Source organism: Mycobacterium sp. 852002-51961_SCH5331710 (assembly GCF_001665535.1).
Classification (GTDB): Bacteria; Actinomycetota; Actinomycetes; order Mycobacteriales; family Mycobacteriaceae; genus Mycobacterium.
The window spans coordinates 41371-61982 of the sequence record NZ_LZSQ01000020.1 but is presented as its reverse complement, the minus strand read 5'-3'; the positions used below and the strand labels follow the sequence as shown (position 1 = coordinate 61982).

Sequence of the window (20612 nt, the reverse complement as noted above, 5' to 3'; positions counted from 1 at the left end):
CGAGAACTCAAGCGCTGGAACCGCCGCCGCGAAATCCATCTGAGGCACAGCGATACGGTCAGCGGGCTCTTTCGGCGATGTAGGCGGTCCAGTCGCGGGCAGCAAGTCTGGCCCAGTCGGCGGCGTTTTTGTCGGTGAGCCCGAGCAGTTCGGCCAGGACTGGTGCGGGCATGTCGCCGGAGAGGTGGAAGAGGGTCGCTTTGCGGTTCTCGTAGGGCTTGATCCCGATGGCGACGAGCTGGGAGCGGATGTTCTCGGTGGCGAGGTGCGCTGCAGGGTTGCCGCCGCGGAACAGCCAGCCGGTTCCGCGTGAGGCGTAGAGGCTTTTGCCGCGGTGCTCGAGGTGCTCACGGATGAGGTCGTCGAGGAGCGGCGGCATCTGGACTGGAATCTTGCTGAAGGTGACGTGCACGGCCCGGTCGTCGGTGATCGCGACCTGACTGGTGCGCATGGCGACGATGCGTGAAAGCGGCTGTGCGAACAGCAATGTGAGCAGGCCCGCAATTCGTGTATAACGGCGCACGGTCGTGTCGTGCAGCAGACGCTCTACGGCCGCCCACCGCTGCGTATCGGAGACGGTTACTGAGGGCGGTGACTGCGGGACGTCGGGGACTCGGAGTTTGGTGTTGGTGCGGGATTGGCGTAGCCAGACGATGAAGGCGTACTCATGGTTCAGCATCCTGCCGACGTGTTCTTGGTAGCGCTCCAACAGATCCTGGGTCGCGGTCGCCGCACTGGCGTCATGGCGGGCGAGGAAGCCCACGAACTCGATCGCGACGCGGATGCGCCGTCGACACGCATCGGCCATCGACTTGGTCAACCGGTCTTCACGGGCGGCCTTGCGCATTCCTCGCAGCACCTGCCAGTGCGCGAATCGGCGAATCAAGGCGGCGTCCTCGGCGGGCAGTTCGGCGACGATGTCTTCGATCCAGGGCAGCATCCGTTCGATGCGGATGTCGAACGGTTCCAGGACACCGACCGCGACGAGAAGACTGCGAAGGTAGTCGTGGGCACGATCCGAGGGCAGGGTGCGGAAGGTGTCGTGGCTGATGTCGACCGCGCCGCAAGCCATCTGCCCGAGAAGTTGGGGGCCGATGCCAGGTTTCTTGCGCAGCCACCACAGCCCTGTTTGTGGGCGTTCGGAGTTCACCAGCTCGTCGAAGACCGGCCGCAATTGGCGGTGAATCTGGCCGGTCGTCGGGTCGGCGAGCAAGTCGCTGAGGCGTTCACGCAGGAAGCATCGCGCGCACCGATTGTGCCCGTAGGGATGGTCTTCGCGCCCGCATTCGCGGCACCCGAAGATCGACTCGACACCGGCACATGACGCGCACACCACCGTCTCGCCGCGTCGCCATGCCAGCGGCCGCACGACATGGCAGCCCGGACAGGTTTCGGGGTGGTAGTGCCGCCTGCGACGGCAGCCGACACAAATGCGACACCCATGCGTCAGCCGGGTCAGGTAGTTGGTGCTTGCGCACTCCCAGCAGGCTCGTCGATTCACTCGTTGTCGCCGGGGCGGCGGATCCTGGCGCGGATCGGCCGCAGGTCGCCGATCCCGGACCCGCTGTCGTTGACTGCGGGTGCCTCGCGGATCTGTTCTTGGGCGAGCTCGAACAGATCGTTGGGGGTGCACGCCAGGATGTCGCACAGCGCCGCCAGCAGGTCGAGATTGATGCGCTGTGGAGGCTTGGTAGCGATCCGGTGAACCATCTGTCGGGAGATCTCCACGCCACGTTCGTGCAGCGGTGCGACGAGGTCGGTGGTGGCGAACATGCCGTTCTCGGCCATCAGGCGGCGCAGGTTCCACCGGAGGACGGTTCTAGTGCTCATCCTGGCTCCCTTCAGTCGTCGCGGATCCGTAGACGCGGCGCAGCGCCGCCTGCAACGTTTTGGTCTTGAAGTCGTTGGACACCGAGGTGTAAATCGCGGTGGTCGAGGCGTAAGAATGTCCGACCTGCTCGGTAACGAACCGTTCCGGGTAACCGAACTCGATCAGGTGGGTCACATAGGAGTGCCGCAGGCAGTGCAGGGTGAGGTCTTGAGGCAGACCGGCCTGCGCCCGCAAGTAGGCGAATCGCTTGTCCATTTGCTTGGTCGCCACCCGCTGCCGACGCTCAGTCAGCCACAACTCTTGACGGCTGCCGGGACTCAGAAGCGGCCGGGCTTGATCGACCCATTGGCGCAGTCCGTCGATCACCCAGTCGAACTCGGGAACGGCCAGCACCGTGCGACGCCGAGGGGCGCTGCCGCGGCTGGACTTGGCATACCGGACGTGGACGGCGCCGAACGTTCCCCACGCCGGCATCCGCGGGTTGGGACGCAGGTCGGCCACGTCGAGGTAGCACAGCTCTCGACGGCGTAACCCGAAGGCGTAGGCCGTCTTGATCATCTGCGCGTCGCGCAACGCCGCCAACGCGCCTTTGCGACCCGAACGCGCAATGATGTCCACTCGATCGGCAAGGAACGCGAACAACGTTTCCACCTCGTCGTAGGTGAACGGCCGGCGGGCGGGCTTGCCCTCGTATTCGACCAGATGCGCCGCGGTGTTGAAGTCATGGCAGACCTGCGACGGGATCCTTTCGAACCGCTGCTCGCACTGCGAGATCCAGCCATAACGGCCATCGAGTAGGTAGTCACAAAACAACCGCAGCGTCATGTGGTAGCCGCGAATTGTCGAGGGCGCCTTGCGGTTGTTTCCCGACATCAGAGCCGCCGTGAAGTCCTCGACATCGCCGGCCGTCCAATCCCACGGATGCGTCTCGGCGAACGCAGCGAACCGTCGCACGAACGCCAATCGCGATTCGATCGTGGCCTCGGCAAGCAGCCGGGACTTCTGCTGGCGTCGCCACCCCGACAGCATCGCTTCAAAGACCGCGGACGGTTCATCAAGATGGACCACGCCCGCGGCGAGAACGAGGTGCGCCGAACCTGGAACGCTCAACTGAAGGCCTCCAGACGGTCAACTCACAGTTGTCAATGTCAACGGCAAGTTACCACGATCTGGGCCGAAATCGCTCATCAGCACAAACGGGAAATGGTTCAATGGCGGCTTGGCGGCTCTCGCCCCAAGCGCCACCCGCGTGCGTCAACTTTAAGTTGATTGGCGATCTTCTGGCCCGGAGTGCAAGAGGTGTGTGGATCCGACTTTGAGCAGGGACTTGATGTGATGCGGCAGCGCCGAGGTGCATTGACCCTGCGGCAACGTGGCAGAGGATGAGGCGATGAGCGCCCGCGAGTTCCGCGACGACGACACCGGCTACATGGAGTGGCTCACCGAGCACCCCGCTGGCTACGTGATCAACATCAGGCGTAATCACAATCCGACCGACGCGCGCGTTCACCGTGCGGGCTGCTCGACGATCAGCGTCCGGCAGCAGAGCGGCAAGGGATCATGGACTGACCAATACGTGAAAGTCTGTGCGGAGCACGTGATCGGAATCGAACAGTGGACGGCCGAACACGTAGGAGAGCCGATCTCGAGGTGCAGGACGTGCCGTCCTGGCCAAGACGTGCCTCCGCGTGTTCTCGACACGGAGACAAAGACCGCAGCTTCGAGCTCTGATCACGCAACCCGCTTTGAGATCCACGGACCGGACGGTGAGGTCGTCCAGGCGTGGGCCGATGACTACATCCGATTCGAGCGCCAACATCGGCCTGAGTGGCAGGAGCGCTTGCGTTCGGCTATCAAGTCCCGTTGCAGGCAACTGGAGCCTGCAGGCGGACAGGTGCTACACGCCACATTCTTTGGCGAGAAGGACGACAGGGCGGACGTCGAAAACGTCGTGCTCTACGGCATCGACTCCTTCGCAGTGGCTGGCGCCAACGGAATCCGCTTCGAACTCGCTGGTGCCGCGACACCAGCTCCGGATGGTGCCGTGTATCCGTTTGGGTACCGCTACGCACTTCGGTCGCGGTCTTGCAGCTTCGACGGTTGGCAGGAGGGTCGGCAGCTCGCAGCGTTCGGCTGGACGGACCTGGGCGCGTTCGCGGGCGAAAAGCTGGCAGCACAGGTGTGGTTAGCGGTTGTCCGCGGACAGGTCAAGGTGGCCGAGTCCGTCTGCGATCGAGGGACGGCTTTCGCGGTCAAGGTCGAGGTGCGACCTCCGCGTAGGCATCGGCGCGTGTTAGGCAATCTGGTCAAGGGGGTCGTGGACGGTGTGGTCGCTGCATTCCAGGCCCACACTGACACGACGATCCTGCACGAGGTCGCATCGCGGCTCGCAATGAGTCTCGCAGCCGACCCCGCAGACATAGAACGCCACTTGCTTGATCAACGCCGCGCTGTGCTCGGCTCGGTGCCGCGACTCGTCCGCTTGTCTAACGATGGTGTCGTTTGGGCACCTGCCGACGAGTTCTGCGTCGCCGGCGAGCTACTCCGGGTTGAACCGATAGATGAGCACTGGGCGATTCGGGGCGAGGTCGTCGAAGTCTCCCGCTGACATCACCGTGATGCAGGTTGCTCGGGCTTCGTAGGTCGCCCTGCCGTGGGTCTCGGACTGTCTTTACGAATGTGGCTGTGGTGGTGGACTTATCCGGCTGCCAGTTCATAGGTTGCAGACATGGGCGCGAATGAGAAGCTTCTTGCGCGGCGCCGGGCATGGGAAGCGCAGCGAAAGAAGAGAGAGGAGCGGGTTCGCCGTGATCGAGCCAACGCGGCCGGTGCCGAGGAGATCCGGGCAATTCTCCATAGAATCGGCACCGTTGATACCTGGGAACGCAAGCGCTTCGACCAGGCCGCCGAGAACATCCGTGCTGATGCGGTGAAGAGGCGGGCTGCTCACTTTCGTGAGCTGCAGGCTGTGGTCGACCAGATGCGGGCTCGCGGCCAAACCTTTGCGCAGATCGCTGAACTCGTCCGCTTGGATGTCCGCGAAATTCAGACTGTCCTGCGCCGCGCGCGCACCGGAGATCAGGGTGGACGGGGTTCAACGGCTTCGGCGGCAGCGAGTCCGAGACCTGTTGATGCATTGGGTCCGAACACCGACTCAGTCAGCGTCGATCCACTGCCAGAGGATGTAACCCGGGGTTCGCCCGGTGCGGGTGTTGGCGGTGGCTACGATCCGACTCGCTGTGTCCGCTGCGATGCGGTGATGCTCGATGAGGACGCCGCTCCTCGGCGTGGCCGTCGCCGATTGTATTGCTCGGACACGTGTCGTCGAGACGCGTCGTCGGCGCGCACAGCCGCGCAACGCTACGGCGCACCGATACGTGTCGTCGAAGTGCCGAAAGTCACTGCGTCGCAGGAGCAATCTGAGCCGACAGGCCGACGGAACGAGCCTGTCGTGCAGGTGGATGCCGTAGGAACTGCGCTGGGTGACGCCGGGGTGCTGTGTGAGTTGCTCACACGTGTGGCAGAGCAGGCTCGGCTCAAGAAGCTCGATCGGGCAACTCTGACGGCCGCGCGGGATCTATCCAATGCCGTTCATCCGCACCGTAGCTGGTGAGAAGGTCAGGCGAATCAGCGGCTCATGTGTCTCGACCTCCGCCGGGAACGTCGTCCGGCGGGACTGCACCCAGTCATACTCGCGACGGTCCGGCCCGCAGTGTGGATCGCACTCTGCGCGAGGTCATCTGACAAATATTCGATACTGGCTTGCAACTCGTAGACGGCATCCTCTCGCGCTTGAGCGATCGTGGATGAAGCGTCGTCCTGACTGGGCTGGCACCCGTACTGGTGGCCGACGCCGTCAATCACGACGTCGATCAGGTCGTCGAACCGGCTAACCAATTGTTGCGCGTCCATTTCGGCGTGCTCCTCGATGAACTCGTCACGCTCGTCGGGAGTCCAAGATGGCGGGAACGGCAGATGTGTTCGGTAGAGGTCTCGAATCGCGGCGTCGAGACGGCCCGATAATGCGATCTCCGGCCAATTAGTTGCCGCGGCGGTGGCCAACCGCTTCAGATCGTTATCGAGATTCATGTCAACTGGCCTTCCCGTGTACGTCCTGATAATGCCCTCCGGACCCGACAGAACAACTCGCGATTACGCAGAACGACGCAGGCACTGCTACGCGGGTAGGTCTTCGCGGCTCTCATCGGTGACCGGTGCAACCGCGATCTCAGGATTACGCAGCGTGGTGGTGCTCGACGGTAGCAGCGAGGGACGCGAGGATTGCGAGGCTAGTTGAGCCACCACATCTTTGTATGGCGGATAGATGGTCCATAGCAACACGTTCCGATGGTTACGCGCGCCGTCGTCGTCGATGACCCATCCGAGGCTCCGCAGCGCCGGTGCGTGCCGCCTCAGACTTGCTGTGACATCTCTGCCGTTCTTCGGCCATTCCTTGGGGCGTCGCCAGTGGTCGCTGACCGGGGTGACCATCGTCAGGAGGTCGCCGCCAGATTTCCCGACGAGTGGTTCACGGGCGTGCCGCCGCAGTTGTTCAATAAATGGGTCGGCAGACAGGCTGTCCTCGGAGAGCTGATCGGCGCGCGACAAGTAGCGACGCAAGCCATGGGTCGACAACGCCTCGTCCACGGCCGCCAGGGTGCGGCCAAAGTCCGCCATCCGTGGCGCGTTGTCGACCACGATGGTCGCCAGGCGCCGATGCACAGCGCAGGCTAAGTCGAGCAATCCGCCTAAAATTCCTGGTAGAGACTCCATCCACATCTGTCGCATCGTGGCCTCCGGTTGTCGCATGTGGTGATCGATGCGTCGTAGGTCGACCGTCGCGAGTCGCTCGGCGAGGTCGGGACGTACCGCACCGACATCGATGCCGTTGATGATGACGCAGCGGCGGAACTTCACAACCGCGAGATCGGCGTCGGTGTAAAGCGCACGTTTTACGTTGCCGTCGCCGGTGGCGGCGCGGCACAGCGAGTCCGACAACCACGACGGGATGGCGGACAGGTTGTCCAGTGCGACTACCCACGAGCCGGAGGCAGCGGTCACCCAGGAGTCGGCGTCGCGCGGCGCCTGGCGCAGCGGGACCGGCGACGGGTCAATGAGGTCGACCAGCATGCGTGTCGTCGTGCTCTTGGCGCTGCCTTGCTCCGCGAAGAGTGCCAACACAGGATGCGGCACGTCGCATTGGATCAATGCAGCGACGAGCGCCGCGAGCAACACGGGCCGGTCTTCGACGGCGACATTGACGAAATCCCATAGCCGCTCCAGATCACCATCGGCCAGAGGTAAGGGCATGGCTGCGGTCAGCCTGGTTCGCGAAAACCGCACCGGCGCGGAGTCGAGGACCGTCCAACGGCCCGAGCCGATGCGAATGACCTTGCCATCGGGTCGTCCGGTATCGATGTAGCTCGCCCCGTGGTGCTCGGCAACGCGCAGGTGCAGCTTCTCCGGGGCCTGGGCAGCTGCCAGGCCTTCAAGGATCAACGTGGCGTCGGTGAGTGCTTGACCGCCGGCGACTGCGCCGGTCTCGGCGAAGTATCGGGCGGCAAGGTCGGCACGCAGCCCTGTTCGGCCACCGCGAAGGAGCATCGCAATATGCGGACGCGTACGTTCGGCGCCAAACGGTTCGCCGTCTTCCGACACCCCGAGAAGGTAGCGTTCCTGCGCCATGCCGACCAGGCGGGCGGCAACTGACCGCTTGTCCGCTTCTTCCTTGGCGCTCATAGGATTTCCTGCCCGTGCTGCTTCTGCAGGCAGGCATGGCGAGCTATTCTCATAAGGAACTTCCGTGTGTGAGGTTCGGGTGGTTCGAACGAAAAGCCTCGGCTAGTCCCCGGGGCTTTTCGCTTGGATGGTCGTCATGCCGCGTCGCCGCCTCCTCGACGGGTTGCATTCTCCCGCTGCGATATCCACCGCAGTACCTCGTCGCGCCGATAGACGACTCGGCGTCCGAGCGTGAAGCTCGCAGGGCCGATATCCGAATGGCGCCAGTACCGCAGCGTCCCGACCGGAACTCCTGTCAGCTCCGATACCTGTTTAGCTCCAAGCAGTTCCATTGTGATTCCTCCTGGATCAAACTTGCTCCGTACGGATCTCACCCTGCTGGTGGCCTTATCAATCTGTCCACCAGTAGCGTGGAATTCACGCTGAAATTGGTGCCGGTCGGTTCTTCTCACCGACTGTCGGTGGTCGGTGCCAGACTTGCGTTGGCAGAGGAGCAGCTATGCAGAGACGTAATCGCCGTGGCGGCGTGGAGGACCGCTGGCGGCGGGCAGACGGTGGCCCTACTGCGCGGGCAGGCAAGGGGCGTCGCTGGCTGGCACGTTATGTCGACGACCAGGGCCAGGAGAACACACGGTCCTTCGAGCGGAAGGTGGATGCGCAGGCCTGGCTCGACGAGATCACAGCCATGCAGGTGACGGGCGCTTACGTCGCTCCGAAGGCGGGACGCGTCAGCGTCGGCGAGCTCTACGCGAAATGGCTTGGGACGCAGAGCCATCTCAAGAAGACGACGGCATCGACGCGGCGATACACGTGGCCGGTGTACGTCGAGCCTCGGTGGTCAGCTGTAGCTGTCGCCGACGTGCAGACGACCGACGTCCGGACGTGGGTCCAGTCGCTGACGTCTGCCGGTGCCGGCGCGGCCACCATCGAGAATGCTGTGGGAATTTTGCGTCAGGTGCTGGAGATGGCGGTCGAGGACCGCCGTATCGCACGCAATCCGTGTGTGGGAATCAAGCTTCCTCGCCGCAAACGGCGGCCGCGCGGTTACCTGACTCACCGGCAGGTTGAGCAGCTCGCGATTGAAGTCGGGACGGATGCGACGGTCGTGCGTTTCCTGGCCTACACCGGATTGCGCTGGGGAGAGATGGCGGCACTGCGTGTCGGTGACGCGAAGATGCTTCGACGTCGCGTCCACGTGCGTGAGTCCGTCACGGAGGTCGAAGGTCAACTCGAATGGTCATCACCCAAGTCCTATGAGCAGCGGATGGTGCCCTTTCCCGCATTCCTTGCTCACGAACTGGCCGCACTGATGGTCGGGAAGAAGCCCGATGACCTAGTCTTCGCCGCGCCCGAGGGCGGAGTTCTGAGAGTGTCGAACTGGCGACGCCGAGTGTTCAACAAGGCGGTCAAGCGGCTCGTCGCCAAAGATGCAACCTTCCCGGTGGTGACCCCCCACGATCTCCGTCACACCGCCGCGTCTCTGGCCATCAGCGCCGGCGCCAACGTCAAGGCCGTTCAGACCATGCTGGGGCACGCCTCGGCGGTCCTCACGTTGGACACCTACGCCGATCTGTTTCCGGATGACTTGGAGATGGTTTCGGCGGCTCTCGACGAAGCTCGAACTCAATCGCTGGAAGCTGCTGCGGACCAGCTGCGGACTGGAAAGGACGAAGGCCCCGACCAGTACAACCAGTCAGGGCCTCTTACCTGCGATAACACGAGTCGGGGTGGCGGGATTCGAACCCACGACCTCTTCGTCCCGAACGAAGCGCGCTACCAAGCTGCGCCACACCCCGCGTGAAGCCACGACAGCGTATCGCACCGGCGGGCAGCTAAGCCAAACGCCCACGGCCGACGGCGACGGCGATAGGGCGTCCGGTCGAAGTCGTGATTCGCGACACGCCGCGGGAAGCAAAGAGTTGTCGGTGGCGTTGTTCATCATTGAAGGCAAACGACGAAGCGAGGACGAGATGACTGGGCTAGGCGCATCCATCTACCTGGGCTTTTTCGTGCTCGCCGCGGTGTGGCTGTTCCTGACCTCCGACGGCCCGCTGATCGGCGGGGCGGACGATCAGGGCCAGCGGCCGGAGCGTTCGAATTCGGCCAACACCGACGCGGACTCCGAGGGGTCCAGCCCCTGGCTGGTCAGCCACTCGTCGCAGAAGTAGGTGTCCGCGTAGCGGTCGCCGCTGTCAGCGAGCAGCGTGACCACTGATCCGCTTCGTCCTTCCGCCCTCATCTCGGCCAAGAGGCCGAACGCCCCCCACAGATTCGTTCCCGTTGACGGACCCACCCGACGGCCCAACACCCTGCTGGCATGCTGCGCGGCGGCGACCGAGGCGGCGTCCGGCACGACCACCATCCGGTCGACGACGCCCGGCAGGAACGACGGCTCCACCCGTGGCCGCCCGATCCCCTCGATCCGCGATGACATACCCGTCACCACATCGCCGCGGCCCTGCGCGTAGGACGGAAAGAACGCCGAGTTCTCCGGGTCCACCACACACAACCGCGTGGCGTAGCGCCGGTAGCGGATGTAGCGGCCGATGGTGGCGCTCGTCCCTCCGGTACCGGCCCCCACCACGATCCAGTCGGGCACCGGGTGCGCCTCGTCGCGCATCTGCTCGAAGATCGATTCGGCGATGTTGTTGTTTCCGCGCCAGTCGGTGGCCCGCTCGGCGTTGGTGAACTGATCGATGTAATGGCCGCCGGTGTCCGCGGCGAGCCGTTCGGCCTCCGCGTACACCTGGCTGGACTCGGCGACGAAATGGCAACGGCCGCCCTGGGATTCGATCAAGGCGATCTTGCTGGCACTCGTCGACGACGGCACCACGGCGATGAACGGCAGGCCCAGCAGCGCTGCGAAATACGCCTCGGACACCGCCGTGGATCCCGACGACGCCTCGATGATCGTGGTGTTCTCGTCGATCCACCCGTTGCACAAGCCGTAGAGGAACAGCGAACGCGCCAGCCGGTGCTTGAGGCTGCCGGTGATGTGGGTCGTCTCGTCCTTGAGGTACAGCTGCAGATCGCAACCGTCGCACCACGCCGACGGCAGCGGATACCGCAACAGGTGGGTGTCGGCACTGCGGCGGGCGTCGGCCTCGATCAACCGGACCGCTTCGTCCGCCCACGCGCGCGGTCCGCTACGACTTGCTGTGTGTGCCTTGTCGGTCACCGCACCGAGACACTCGGGTGGGACGTGCCCTCCCGAGCGCCCGTGTCCCGGCCGCCGATCGGCGCCGCGACCAGAGTCAGCAGCGTCGCCTCGGGGCGGCAGCAGAACCGCAGCGGCGCGTACGGCGAGGTGCCGATGCCCGCCGAGACGTGCAGCTGGGTGCGTGCACCCCAGCGCGACGGGCCCTTCACCCGCGAACGGTCCAGGCCGCAGTTGGTGACGAGCGCTCCGTAGAAGGGCAGGCACAGCTGGCCGCCGTGGGTGTGGCCCGCCATTACCAGCTGGTAGCCGTCGGCGGCGAAGCGGTCGAGCACCCGCGGCTCCGGCGAATGGGTCAGCCCCAGCGTCAGGTTGGCGGCGGGACTTGCCGGGCCGGCGATGGTGTCGTAGCGGTCGCGCGACAGGTGCGGGTCGTCGACGCCGGCCGCCGCGATCGTCAGGCCGCGAACCTCGAGCTCGCGGCGGGTGTGGGTCAGATCCAGCCAGCCGCGCTCGGTGAACGCCGCCCGCAGGTCCTGCCAGGGCAGCGGCTCACCGTGGATGCGATGGCTCGGCCGGGTGACGTAGTTCAGGGGGTTCTTCGCCCGCGGTGCGAAGTAGTCGTTGCTGCCGAATACGAACACCCCGGGGACCGAGAGCAACTCCGACAGCGACTGCACCACAGCGGGCACGGCCTTCGGGTGCGCGAGGTTGTCGCCGGTGTTGACCACGAGATCGGGCTCGAGCGTCACCAGGTCGCGCAGCCACGCCTGCTTGCGACGTTGGCCGGGACGCATGTGGATGTCGCTGATGTGCAGCACCTTCAGTGGCGATGACCCCGGCGAAAGCACCGGCATCGTCACTTCCCGCACCACGAAGGCGTTTCGCTCGATCACCGATGCGTAGCCGATGCCGGCGACCAGCGCGCCTGCCGACGCCGCGGCGGAGTTCTTCAGGATCGTCGTCGAACGAGCGGACATGCTGCAGAGCCTACTGCCAGAGCCGCCGACTCAGCGTCCTCGCCCGGCCGGGCGTGGGCAAACGCACAGCATCACGGCGGCGGCGGTGGCGCCGGCGGCGGCGGGCCGAGCACGGGCACCGTGATCGGCGGGAGTCCGGGGATCTCGACCACCGTCTGGCCGACGGGCGCGGGGAGTCCGGGTATCGCTCCCGGCGGAGGCGGCGGCGGTGCAGGCGGGATGCCGTTGGAGACCTGGATCGTGATGATCGAGCCCGGCACCGTCTGCCCGGCGGGCGACGTGCCGACCACGGAGCCTCTGGGTGCGTTGCTGTTCACCGAGGATGACTGGTCAGCGACCTGGAAGCCGGCGTCGCGCAGGCGCTGGCGGGCGGTGCTCTCCGTCATGCCCGACACGCTGGGCACGCGCGAGCCGGGGCCGCCCTCGACGTAGCGCGGATCCGTCGGCGGCAGCCGGACCTCGCCGAAGTTGGTGGCGATTGGCTTGATCGCGGCGAACCACGTCCTGGCCGGTTCGTTACCGCCGTACAGGTTGCCGGAACCGCACTTGCGCAGCGGGAACGAACACAGTTCGCCGGGGGCGGTGGAGTCGTCGTAGATGTAGTTCCCGGCGGCGAGCGTGTTGGTGAATCCGAGGAACGCCGACGAGCGGTGGGCCTCGGTGGTACCGGTCTTACCCGCCATCGGCAGGTCCCAGCCGACCGAACCGGCCGCGGCGGCCGCGGTGCCCGCTCCCTCGTGGTCCTTGCTCATCGCGGTGGCCATCGTGTTGGCAAGACCCTCGGGAACCACCTGTTCGCATGTCTCGGTGGTGACGGAGACCTCCTCGCCGTTGCGGTCGATGACCTGCGCGATCGGGTTCGGCGGGCACCACACGCCGCCGGAGGCCAGCGTCGCGCCGACATTGGCGAACTCGAGCGCGTTGACCTCGATCGGGCCCAGCACGAACGATCCGAGGTTCTGCCGTTTGACGAAGTCGGCGAGGCTCTCGTTGCTGTCCGGGTCGTAGTCGCGCGCGGTGCCCGGCAGCGCGTAGGACCGCAGCCCCAACCGCACCGCCATGTCGACGCTGCGCTGCACACCGACCTGCGAGATCAGCTTGGCGAAGGCGGTGTTCGGCGACGTCGCCAAGGCGTCGGTGATGTTCATCGTGCCGCGGTAGCCGCCGGCGTTCTTCACGCACCACGTCGCCGCCGGACAGCCCGGGGTGTCGCTGCTGCCGAGGCCCTTCGCCTGGAACTGCGCAGGCACGTCGAGCTGGGCGTTGATGCCCATGCCCATCTCCAGCGCCGCGGCCGTCGTGAACAGCTTGAACGTCGACCCGGCACCGTCGCCCACCAGGGAGAACGGCTGCGGTTGCATGGTCTCGCCGGCCTCGGAGTTCAGTCCGTAAGTGCGGCTGCTGGCCATCGCCAGCACCGGGTGTGACTCCTTGCCCGGTTTGATCACGTTCATCACGCTGGCGACGCCGTTGAGGTCCGGGCTGGCGAACTGGTTGACCGCCGCCTTCACCGGCCCCTGGACGTCGGGGTCGAGCGTCGTCCTGATCAGGTATCCGCCCCTGGCGACCTGTTCCTTGCTGATCCCGGCGCGCGCCAGGTACTCGAGCACGTAGTCGCAGAAGAACGCGCGATCACCCGCGGCGATGCAGCCGCGCGGCAGCTCCTTCGGCTGCGGAAGAACGCCGAGAGGCTGCTCCTTGGCGGCACGAAGCGCCTCCGCCTCCTCGGGGATGTTCTGGATCATGGTGTCCAGCACCAGGTTTCGCCGAGCCAGCGCGCCCTCGGGGTTGGTGTAGGGGTTCAGCGTGCTGGTCGACTGCACCATGCCCGCCAGCAGGGCCGCCTGCTGCCAGTTCAACTCGGAAGCGTTGACACCGAAGTACGTCTGCGCGGCGTCCTGCACACCGAACGCGCCGTTGCCGAACGACACCAGGTTCAGATAGCGGGTCAGGATCTCGGACTTGGTGAACGTCTTGTCCAGCGTCAACGCCATCCGGATCTCACGCAGCTTGCGGGCCGGGGTGGTCTCGATCGCGGCCCGCTTCTCGGAGTCGGTCTGGGCGATCACCAGCAGCTGGTAGTTCTTGACGTACTGCTGCTCGATCGTCGAACCGCCGCGGGTGTCCAGGTTGCCGGACAGATAGCCGGACAAGCCGGTCAACGTGCCCTGCCAGTCGACGCCGTTGTGTTCGGCGAACCGCTTGTCCTCGATGGAGACGATCGCCAGCTTCATCGTGTTGGCGATCTGGTCGCTGGGCACCTCGAAGCGACGCTGGTTGTAGAGCCAGGCGATGACGTTGCCCTTGGCGTCGACCATCGTCGAGACCTGCGGCACCTCGCCCTCGACGAGCTGCGCCGAACCGTTGGCCACCACATCGGAGGCCCGGTTGGACACCAGGCCGAACCCGCCGACCACCGGGAACAGCAACGCCGCGGTGATCACGGCGGCCAGCAGAACGCACCACGCGAGCTTGATCACCGTGACCGTCCGCGGAGGCACAGTCGGCGATGAACTCGGCGGGCGCTCCGGCATGACCTACAGACTAACGACGTCGGAAAACACCGGCTTGCCGCGGGCGACGTGGGCCTAGAAAAACGGCGTTTAGCGGCGCTGACGTCAATTCTGCCGCGTGACGGCACGGTCGTCCCAAAAAATAGGGTTCTCACGTATTGCGCAGAACGGCTTTGACCATCTAATTTGGTCGAACAGTGCGATGCAGGTCACACTGACCCCTCGCAATGTGGCGTAGATCGCATCAGCGTTCTACTACCAGGGATCGCGCCGTACCGGTGTTGGCCGGGGGGCGGTTGGAACGGAGGGAACTCTGGTGTCAGCAACTAGGCCCGCGGCGCGCAGAACCGCGATGACGTCGTCGGCTCACAGCGTTGTGCACGGTGCTGAGGCCGAGGCCCGCATCGCCTGGGTGTCGCAAGCCCGATGCCGCCAGACCGATCCTGATGAGCTGTTCGTCCGGGGGGCCGCACAGCGCAAAGCCGCGGTGATATGCCGGCATTGCCCGGTGATCCTCGAGTGCGGGGCCGATGCGCTCGACAACCGGGTGGAGTTCGGGGTCTGGGGTGGGATGACCGAGCGGCAACGCCGCGCTCTGCTCAAGCAGCATCCCGAGGTCGTCTCCTGGGCGGAGTTCTTCAACGCCCAGCGCAAGCACCGCAACGCGGTCTGATCCGCGCGGATAAGTCCGCGTCTCTGCGCCGCCGCTAAGCGGCGGTCTCGCCGGTGATCTGATCGGCGATGGCCCGCAGCGCCTCTAGGTCCGACACGTCGAACGGCAGCGAGGGCACTCCCACGATCGACACGTGCGGGTTGGCGCCGGTGAACCGCGACAGCAGCCGGATCTCGCGTTTGGCGGTCATCGCCCGGTCGGCGTGAATCCGCAGCACCGCGGCCGTCACCGAATCCGGATCGTTCTTCTCGATGGTCTCGGCGGCCTCTTCGGCCTTCTCCGCGTGCAGATCACAGAGCATCGGATGCGTGCGGTTGAGGATCAGGCCGGCCAGCGGCATGCTCTCCTCCGAGAGCCGGTCGACGAAGAAGGACGCCTCGCGAAGCGCGTCCGGTTCGGCCGCCGACACCACCACGAACTGCGTCCCGCGCCGCTTGAGCAGTTCGTATGTGCGGTCGGCCTTCTCGCGGAACCCCCCGAACGTCGAATCGAGTGACTGCACGAAAGACGCTGCGTCCGAGAGCATTTGCGAGCCCAGAACCGTCGACAGCGCCTTCATCGCCAGTCCCATCGCACCGGTGACCAACCGGCCGATGCCCCGGCCCGGACCCAGGAGCAGCTTCCAGAGCCGGCTGTCCATGAAGCCGCCCAACCGCTTCGGCGCGTCCAGGAAGTCCAACGCGTTGCGCGACGGCGGCGTGTCGACGACGACCAGGTCCCAGCGGTCCTCGGCGAGCAACTGGCCGAGCTTCTCCATGGCCATGTACTCCTGCGTGCCCGCCAGCGACGTGGCCACCGTCTGATAGAACTGGTTGTCCAGAATCTCTTGTGCCCGTTGGGTTCCCGAGTACTGGATGACCATCTCGTCGAACGTGCGGCGCATGTCGAGCATCATCGCGTGCAGTTCGCCCGGCACCTCGGGGGCCAGCGGAACCCGCTGCGGGGTGTTGCCGAGCGTCTTGATGCCCAGCGCTTGGGCGAGCCGCTTGGCGGGGTCGATGGTCAGCACCACGACGGTCCGGCCGTACTCCGCCGCGCGCAGCGCCATCGCCGCCGCGGTGGTGGTCTTACCGACACCTCCTGCGCCGCAGCACACCACGACGCGGTTCGACGTGTCCTTGAGAATCGTGCCCATGTCGAGGGCCGGTGGAGTGGTGCTCATCGGATCCGGCCCTTCTTTGCGCGAGCGCTCATCAGCGCACCCCCTGCCGTTCGAGTTCTTCGGCGAGTTCGTAGAGGCTGCCGAGGTCGACGCCGTCCACGATTTGCGGCAACTGCAGCCGCGCCACGTCCAGGGCATCGAGTTGTTCCGCGCTCTCGGCACGCGCCTCGATCCGGGTGGCGTGCTGGATGGTCTCGGTCAACAGGCCGGCGAAGTCGGAGTCGGACAACGTGATTCCGACCTCGGTCAGGCCGGCGCGCACGGTGTCGGCGTCGATGTCTCCCTCGGCGGCCTTGGCCAGCGCATCGGGGGGCAGGTACGCGGGGATGTTGCGGTTGACGATGACGCTGCCGATCGGCAGGTCGAGTTCCTTGAGTTCCTCGATGGCCTCGAGCGTCTCCTGGATGGGCAGTGCTTCGAGCAGCGTGACGAGGTGGATCGCGGTCATGTCGGAGTGCAGCACCTTGACCACGCTCTCGGCCTGCCCGTGGACCGGGCCGCCCTTCGCCAGATCCGACACTGCCTTGGTGACGTCCAGGAAGCGCGCAATGCGGCCCGTCGGGGGCGAATCGACGACGACCGCGTCGTAAACCGGCTGCTTGCCCTTCTCGGCGCGGGTCACGATCTCGCGGATCTTGCCGGTCAGCAGCACGTCGCGCAGACCCGGCGCGATCGTGGTCGCGAACTCGACGGCGCCGATCCTGCGCATCGCACGGCCGGCCAGGCCCAGGTTGTAGAACATCTCGAGGTACTCGAGGAACGCGGCCTCGGTGTCGATGGCCAGCGCGTTGACCTGACCGCCACCCTCGGCGGTCGCGATCTTGACCTCCTGATAAGGCAGGGGAGGGACGTCGAACAGCTGCGCGATGCCTTGGCGCCCTTCGACTTCCACCAGCAGGACCTTGCGGCCGCCCGCCGCCAGCGCCAGCGCCAGCGATGCGGCGATCGTGGATTTGCCGGTGCCACCCTTGCCGGTGACGAAGTGCAGGCGAGCTTTGCTCAGCCGGGACGGCCAGCCGACGGATCTACCGCCATTGGTAGTGGAAGCCACTCGTGCATGCTAGCCAACGGATTCTCGGCGTCCGCAGGTCCGCGGCCCGGTATCGGCCCGGAGATAAGCTCGGCCCATGAGTGAATCCACCCGGTGGGAATACGCCACCGTCCCGCTGCTGACCCACGCCACCAAGCAGATCCTCGACCAGTGGGGTGAGGACGGCTGGGAGTTGGTGTCCGTACTGCCGGGCCCCACGGGTGAACAGCACGTCGCATACCTCAAGCGCCCGAAATGACGACCTCCGCGCGGCTGGCCGAGCTGGGCATCGAGTTGCCACCGGTGGTGGCGCCCCTTGCGGCCTACGTGCCGGCGGTACGCACGGGCAACCTCGTCTACACCGCGGGCCAGTTGCCGATCCGCGACGGCGAGCTGCTGCAGACCGGCAAGGTCGGCGCCGGCGTCAACCCCGAACAGGCCCACGCCCTGGCCCGGGTGTGCGCGCTCAACGCGCTCGCCGCGGTGCACTCGCTGGTCGGCATCGACTCGGTGACCCGGGTGGTCAAGGTGGTCGGATTCGTCGCCTCGGCGCCCGGATTCCACGGCCAGCCCGGCGTGATCAACGGCGCCTCGGAACTGTTCGGTGAGGTGTTCGGGGACGCCGGGGCGCATGCCCGTTCCGCCGTCGGCGTCTCGGAGCTGCCGAGGGACGCCCCGGTCGAGGTCGAAGTGATCGTGGAGGTCGCGTGACGCCGGAGCATCCGGCATACGGGCGGCTGCGCCCGGTCACCGACGCCGCCTCCGTGCTGTTGTGCGACAACCCCGGCCTGATGACGCTGGAAGGCACCAACACGTGGGTGCTGCGCGGCCCCGGGAGCGACGAGATGGTCGTCGTCGACCCGGGCCCCGACGACGACGCGCACATCGAGAAGATCCTCGAGCTGGGCACCATCCCGCTGGTGCTGATCAGCCACAAGCACGAGGATCACACCGGCGCCATCGACAAGATCGTCGACAGCACGGGCGCGGTGGTGCGATCGGTGGGCAGCGGGTTCCTGCGGGGGCTCGGCGGGCCGCTCACCGACGGCGAGGTCATCGACGCGGCGGGGCTGCGCATCACCGTGATGGCCACACCGGGGCACACCGCCGACTCGGTGTCGTTCCTGCTCGACGACGCCGTGTTGACCGCCGACACCGTGCTCGGCCGCGGGACGACCGTCATCGACAAAGAAGACGGCAGCCTCACCGACTACCTGGAGTCACTGCGACGGCTGCGCGGCCTCGGGCGGCGCACCGTGTTGCCGGGGCACGGACCCGATCTCCACGACATCGAAGCCGTCAGCGACATGTACCTGGCCCACCGCAAGGAGCGGCTCGAACAGGTGCGTGCGGCGTTGCGGGTGCTCGGCGACGACGCCACCACCCGCCAGGTCGTCGAACACGTCTACACCGACGTCGACGAGAAGCTGTGGGACGTAGCGGAATGGAGCGTTCAGGCGCAGCTCGATTTTCTGCGCGCGTGATCTCGCGCCAGGTGCGCTCGTTACCTCGCTCGGCGGGCCAGGCGCTCCGAGTCCGAGATCAGAACGCTCTTGCCCTCCAAGCGAATCCAGCCGCGGTGGGCGAAATCGGCAAGCGCCTTGTTGACGGTCTCACGCGAGGCGCCGACGAGTTGGGCGATCTCCTCCTGGGTGAGGTCGTGCGTCACCCGCAGCGCGCCGCCCTCCTGGGTGCCGAAGCGCTGCGCCAGCTGAAGCAGTTGCTTGGCCACGCGGCCGGGCACGTCGGTGAAGATCAGGTCGGCGAGGTTGTTGTTGGTGCGGCGCAGCCGGCGGGCCAGCACCCGCAGCAGCTGCTCGGCGATCTCCGGCCGGTCGGCGATCCACGCGCGCAACGCGTCACGGTCCATCGACACCGCGCGGACCTCGGTGATGGTGGTCGCGCTCGACGTCCGCGGACCCGGGTCGAAGATGGAGAGCTCGCCGAACATGTCCGACGGGCCCATGATGGTGAGCAGATTCTCGCGGCCGTCCGGCGACCGGCGGCCGATCTTTACCTTGCCCGAAATGATGATGTAGAGCCGATCGCCGGGCTCACCCTCGGCGAACACGGTGTGTCCACGGGGGAAGTCGACTGGCTGCAATTGCTTGGTCAGCGCGGTGACGGCGCTGGGTTCGACCCCCTGGAAGATTCCGGCCCGCGCCAGGATCTCGTCCACGTTGCCCCTCTTAAGCTGTTAGGTGAAGCCGACCTCTATCGGTAAGCGAGATAAGTCTAGAGGTACCCGATTTCGTGACCAGCCCACGCTACACACGATCGGCATGTCGGGTCTGCTGAAATTCCGGATTGATCCGGTGCTGGGCATACGCCCGAACCGGCAGATCCGCAGCCCGAAAATGCGCGGTTGACCCGTTGGCGATCGGATGTTCGACGTGTTGCCGTTGGCGCATACCGTCCAGGGCCCGGCTCATCCCGTCCCGCGCCAGCCTGTCGACGTCGGACGGTTCGGCCCGCTCAAAGAATTTCGCCACGTCGGTGGCCGACACCGTATCGGGGTTGAGGCCCGCTTCGAGCCGCTGCAGCCCGAGCGTCACCGCCATCAGCAACCCCGGAATCAGGCCAACGAGCAACCACGACACAACGCAGAAGTAAACACGCCCAAGGTCTCAGCGGGATCACGAATCGTCACCGGTCCGCACCACTTCGCGACGGCGGCTGCCACCACCTTTTCGGTGGCTTTGTCCGAGCGTCTCAGTACGCTGGCAGTCGTGACCGTAAGCGAGGCGTCGGCAAAGAAGGCGGGCACGCTCAAGCGTGCCAAGAAGCGCGACGGCGAGACGCGCACCGGTCTCGTTCGCCGCGCGCGGCGAATGAATCGCACGCTGGCGCAGGCATTTCCGCACGTGTACTGCGAGCTGGATTTCACCAACCCGCTCGAGCTCACCGTCGCCACGATCCTGTCCGCGCAGAGCACCGACAAGCGGGTCAACCTCACCACCCCTGCGTTGTTCAAGAAGTACCGCACCGCCCTGGACTACGCGCAGGCCGACCGCACCGAGCTCGAGGAGCTCATCCGGCCCACCGGCTTCTATCGCAACAAGGCGAATTCGCTCATCCGGCTGGGGCAGGAACTCGTCGAGCGGTTCGACGGCGAAGTGCCGGCGACCATGGACGAGCTCGTCACCCTTCCCGGTGTCGGGCGCAAGACCGCCAACGTCATCCTCGGCAACGCGTTCGGCGTCCCGGGAATCACCGTCGACACCCATTTCGGACGGCTGGTGCGCCGGTGGGGGTGGACCACCGAAGAGGACCCCGTCAAGGTCGAGCACGCGGTCGGTGAGCTCATCGAGCGCCGCGAGTGGACCGACCTCAGCCACCGGGTGATCTTCCACGGCCGGCGGGTCTGCCACGCCCGGAAACCGGCGTGCGGCGTATGCGTACTGGCCAACGACTGCCCGTCGTTCGGCATCGGACCGACCGATCCTGTGACCGCCGCGGCGCTGGTCAAAGGCCCCGAGACCGAACACCTGCTGGCCATGGCCGGTCTGTAGCCCGCGCCGACCCGA

General features: G+C 66.0%; 20 protein-coding genes, 1 tRNA gene and 1 pseudogene. 8 read left to right on the top strand and 14 right to left on the bottom strand.

Annotated features, from left to right (window positions below):
• Positions 1-58: 58 nt before the first annotated feature.
• The 3 genes from A5752_RS04025 to A5752_RS04015 all read right to left on the bottom strand — a co-directional run bounded on the left by A5752_RS04025 (position 59) and on the right by A5752_RS04015 (position 2941).
• On the bottom strand, positions 59-1369 hold the full coding sequence (locus A5752_RS04025; RefSeq protein WP_030133892.1) for a hypothetical protein: 1311 nt from the start codon (positions 1367-1369) through the stop codon (positions 59-61).
• A 128-nt stretch (positions 1370-1497) separates the two neighbouring features.
• Positions 1498-1830 carry a helix-turn-helix domain-containing protein gene (locus A5752_RS04020; protein ID WP_030133893.1) on the bottom strand — a complete coding sequence of 111 codons (333 nt, stop codon included), beginning with the start codon at positions 1828-1830 and terminating at the stop codon, positions 1498-1500.
• Positions 1820-2941, bottom strand: a complete 1122-nt coding sequence (locus A5752_RS04015) for a tyrosine-type recombinase/integrase (RefSeq protein WP_030133894.1) — start codon at positions 2939-2941, stop codon at positions 1820-1822. Before A5752_RS04015 ends, A5752_RS04020 begins: the two co-directional genes overlap by 11 nt.
• Before the next feature lie 262 nt (positions 2942-3203).
• On the opposite strand from A5752_RS04015, the gene A5752_RS04010 reads away from it, so the two are divergent.
• Both A5752_RS04010 and A5752_RS26980 read left to right on the top strand, forming a co-directional pair.
• Positions 3204-4439, top strand: coding sequence for a hypothetical protein (locus A5752_RS04010; protein ID WP_064403600.1), 1236 nt, complete (start codon positions 3204-3206; stop codon positions 4437-4439).
• Positions 4440-4559: 120 nt separating this feature from the next.
• Positions 4560-5444: a hypothetical protein gene (locus tag A5752_RS26980; RefSeq protein ID WP_082696697.1), complete on the top strand. Its 885-nt coding sequence runs from the start codon at positions 4560-4562 to the stop codon at positions 5442-5444.
• A 14-nt stretch (positions 5445-5458) separates the two neighbouring features.
• Here the strand turns inward: A5752_RS26980 and A5752_RS04005 are convergent, their stop codons facing one another.
• From A5752_RS04005 to A5752_RS26975, 3 genes are all read right to left on the bottom strand, one after another.
• Positions 5459-5920 (bottom strand): hypothetical protein, encoded by a 462-nt coding sequence (locus A5752_RS04005; RefSeq protein WP_064403601.1) that lies wholly within the window; start codon positions 5918-5920, stop codon positions 5459-5461.
• A gap of 87 nt (positions 5921-6007) precedes the next feature.
• On the bottom strand, positions 6008-7570 hold the full coding sequence (locus tag A5752_RS04000; protein ID WP_064403602.1) for an AICE element replication initiation protein: 1563 nt from the start codon (positions 7568-7570) through the stop codon (positions 6008-6010).
• 134 nt (positions 7571-7704) lie between these two features.
• Positions 7705-7902, bottom strand: coding sequence for a helix-turn-helix transcriptional regulator (locus A5752_RS26975; protein WP_082696698.1), 198 nt, complete (start codon positions 7900-7902; stop codon positions 7705-7707).
• 167 nt (positions 7903-8069) lie between these two features.
• Between A5752_RS26975 and A5752_RS28200 the strand changes: the two are divergent.
• Positions 8070-9083 (top strand): annotated as a pseudogene (locus A5752_RS28200) (tyrosine-type recombinase/integrase); the annotation flags it as partial.
• A 209-nt stretch (positions 9084-9292) separates the two neighbouring features.
• Here A5752_RS28200 and A5752_RS03990 read toward each other — a convergent pair.
• From A5752_RS03990 to ponA2, 4 genes are all read right to left on the bottom strand, one after another.
• Positions 9293-9366, bottom strand: a tRNA-Pro gene (locus A5752_RS03990).
• A gap of 275 nt (positions 9367-9641) precedes the next feature.
• Positions 9642-10748 (bottom strand): L-cysteine desulfhydrase Cds1, encoded by a 1107-nt coding sequence (cds1, locus tag A5752_RS03985; RefSeq protein WP_067082406.1) that lies wholly within the window; start codon positions 10746-10748, stop codon positions 9642-9644.
• The gene (locus A5752_RS03980) at positions 10745-11707 is read right to left on the bottom strand and encodes a metallophosphoesterase (protein WP_067082403.1); all 963 of its coding nucleotides are present in this window, start codon (positions 11705-11707) and stop codon (positions 10745-10747) included. Before A5752_RS03980 ends, cds1 begins: the two co-directional genes overlap by 4 nt.
• Before the next feature lie 71 nt (positions 11708-11778).
• A complete protein-coding gene (gene ponA2 / locus A5752_RS03975) occupies positions 11779-14241 on the bottom strand; it encodes a transglycosylase/D,D-transpeptidase PonA2 (protein WP_067082400.1) in 2463 nt (820 codons plus the stop codon).
• A gap of 295 nt (positions 14242-14536) precedes the next feature.
• Here ponA2 and A5752_RS03970 point away from each other — a divergent pair, with 295 nt between their 5' ends.
• Entirely contained in the window at positions 14537-14893 is a 357-nt protein-coding gene (locus A5752_RS03970; RefSeq protein WP_064399335.1) for a WhiB family transcriptional regulator, read from the top strand.
• A gap of 34 nt (positions 14894-14927) precedes the next feature.
• Here A5752_RS03970 and bagB read toward each other — a convergent pair whose 3' ends face one another.
• Positions 14928-16055 (bottom strand): ATPase BagB, encoded by a 1128-nt coding sequence (gene bagB / locus A5752_RS03965; protein ID WP_067082397.1) that lies wholly within the window; start codon positions 16053-16055, stop codon positions 14928-14930.
• 31 nt (positions 16056-16086) lie between these two features.
• Positions 16087-17106: an ATPase BagA gene (gene bagA / locus A5752_RS03960; RefSeq protein WP_067082393.1), complete on the bottom strand. Its 1020-nt coding sequence runs from the start codon at positions 17104-17106 to the stop codon at positions 16087-16089.
• Positions 17107-17182: 76 nt separating this feature from the next.
• On the opposite strand from bagA, the gene sp36 reads away from it, so the two are divergent.
• From sp36 to A5752_RS03950, 3 genes are read left to right on the top strand one after another with little or no spacing between them, the layout of a single operon-like run.
• The gene (gene sp36 / locus A5752_RS27385; RefSeq protein ID WP_090278496.1) at positions 17183-17344 is read left to right on the top strand and encodes a Sp36 family protein; all 162 of its coding nucleotides are present in this window, start codon (positions 17183-17185) and stop codon (positions 17342-17344) included.
• Positions 17341-17796: a RidA family protein gene (locus A5752_RS03955; RefSeq protein ID WP_067082390.1), complete on the top strand. Its 456-nt coding sequence runs from the start codon at positions 17341-17343 to the stop codon at positions 17794-17796. The genes sp36 and A5752_RS03955 overlap by 4 nt, the downstream gene beginning before the upstream one ends.
• Complete coding sequence (locus A5752_RS03950) at positions 17793-18569, top strand: MBL fold metallo-hydrolase (RefSeq protein WP_067082386.1); 777 nt, start codon at positions 17793-17795, stop codon at positions 18567-18569. Before A5752_RS03955 ends, A5752_RS03950 begins: the two co-directional genes overlap by 4 nt.
• A 20-nt stretch (positions 18570-18589) precedes the next feature.
• Here the strand turns inward: A5752_RS03950 and crp are convergent, their stop codons facing one another.
• Together crp and A5752_RS03940 are read right to left on the bottom strand one after the other, a co-directional pair.
• Positions 18590-19264 (bottom strand): cAMP-activated global transcriptional regulator CRP, encoded by a 675-nt coding sequence (gene crp, locus A5752_RS03945; protein WP_064347819.1) that lies wholly within the window; start codon positions 19262-19264, stop codon positions 18590-18592.
• 88 nt (positions 19265-19352) lie between these two features.
• Positions 19353-19685, bottom strand: a complete 333-nt coding sequence (locus A5752_RS03940; protein ID WP_067082383.1) for a hypothetical protein — start codon at positions 19683-19685, stop codon at positions 19353-19355.
• A gap of 231 nt (positions 19686-19916) precedes the next feature.
• Here A5752_RS03940 and nth point away from each other — a divergent pair, with 231 nt between their 5' ends.
• Complete coding sequence (nth, locus tag A5752_RS03935; RefSeq protein WP_197500536.1) at positions 19917-20597, top strand: endonuclease III; 681 nt, start codon at positions 19917-19919, stop codon at positions 20595-20597.
• Positions 20598-20612 lie beyond the last annotated feature (15 nt).

What these genes read in the sequence shown, in the direction of transcription:
- A5752_RS04000 (WP_064403602.1), bottom strand. Translation starts at nt 7,570, where the DNA reads ATGAGCGCCAAGGAAGAAGCGGACAAGCGGTCAGTTGCCGCCCGCCTG.
- nth (WP_197500536.1), top strand. Translation starts at nt 19,917, where the DNA reads ATGAATCGCACGCTGGCGCAGGCATTTCCGCACGTGTACTGCGAGCTG.
- A5752_RS04020 (WP_030133893.1), bottom strand. Translation starts at nt 1,830, where the DNA reads ATGAGCACTAGAACCGTCCTCCGGTGGAACCTGCGCCGCCTGATGGCC.
- ponA2 (WP_067082400.1), bottom strand. Translation starts at nt 14,241, where the DNA reads ATGCCGGAGCGCCCGCCGAGTTCATCGCCGACTGTGCCTCCGCGGACG.
- A5752_RS03955 (WP_067082390.1), top strand. Translation starts at nt 17,341, where the DNA reads ATGACGACCTCCGCGCGGCTGGCCGAGCTGGGCATCGAGTTGCCACCG.
- A5752_RS03980 (WP_067082403.1), bottom strand. Translation starts at nt 11,707, where the DNA reads ATGTCCGCTCGTTCGACGACGATCCTGAAGAACTCCGCCGCGGCGTCG.
- A5752_RS04005 (WP_064403601.1), bottom strand. Translation starts at nt 5,920, where the DNA reads ATGAATCTCGATAACGATCTGAAGCGGTTGGCCACCGCCGCGGCAACT.
- A5752_RS26980 (WP_082696697.1), top strand. Translation starts at nt 4,560, where the DNA reads ATGGGCGCGAATGAGAAGCTTCTTGCGCGGCGCCGGGCATGGGAAGCG.
- A5752_RS26975 (WP_082696698.1), bottom strand. Translation starts at nt 7,902, where the DNA reads ATGGAACTGCTTGGAGCTAAACAGGTATCGGAGCTGACAGGAGTTCCG.
- bagB (WP_067082397.1), bottom strand. Translation starts at nt 16,055, where the DNA reads ATGAGCACCACTCCACCGGCCCTCGACATGGGCACGATTCTCAAGGAC.
- sp36 (WP_090278496.1), top strand. Translation starts at nt 17,183, where the DNA reads ATGAGTGAATCCACCCGGTGGGAATACGCCACCGTCCCGCTGCTGACC.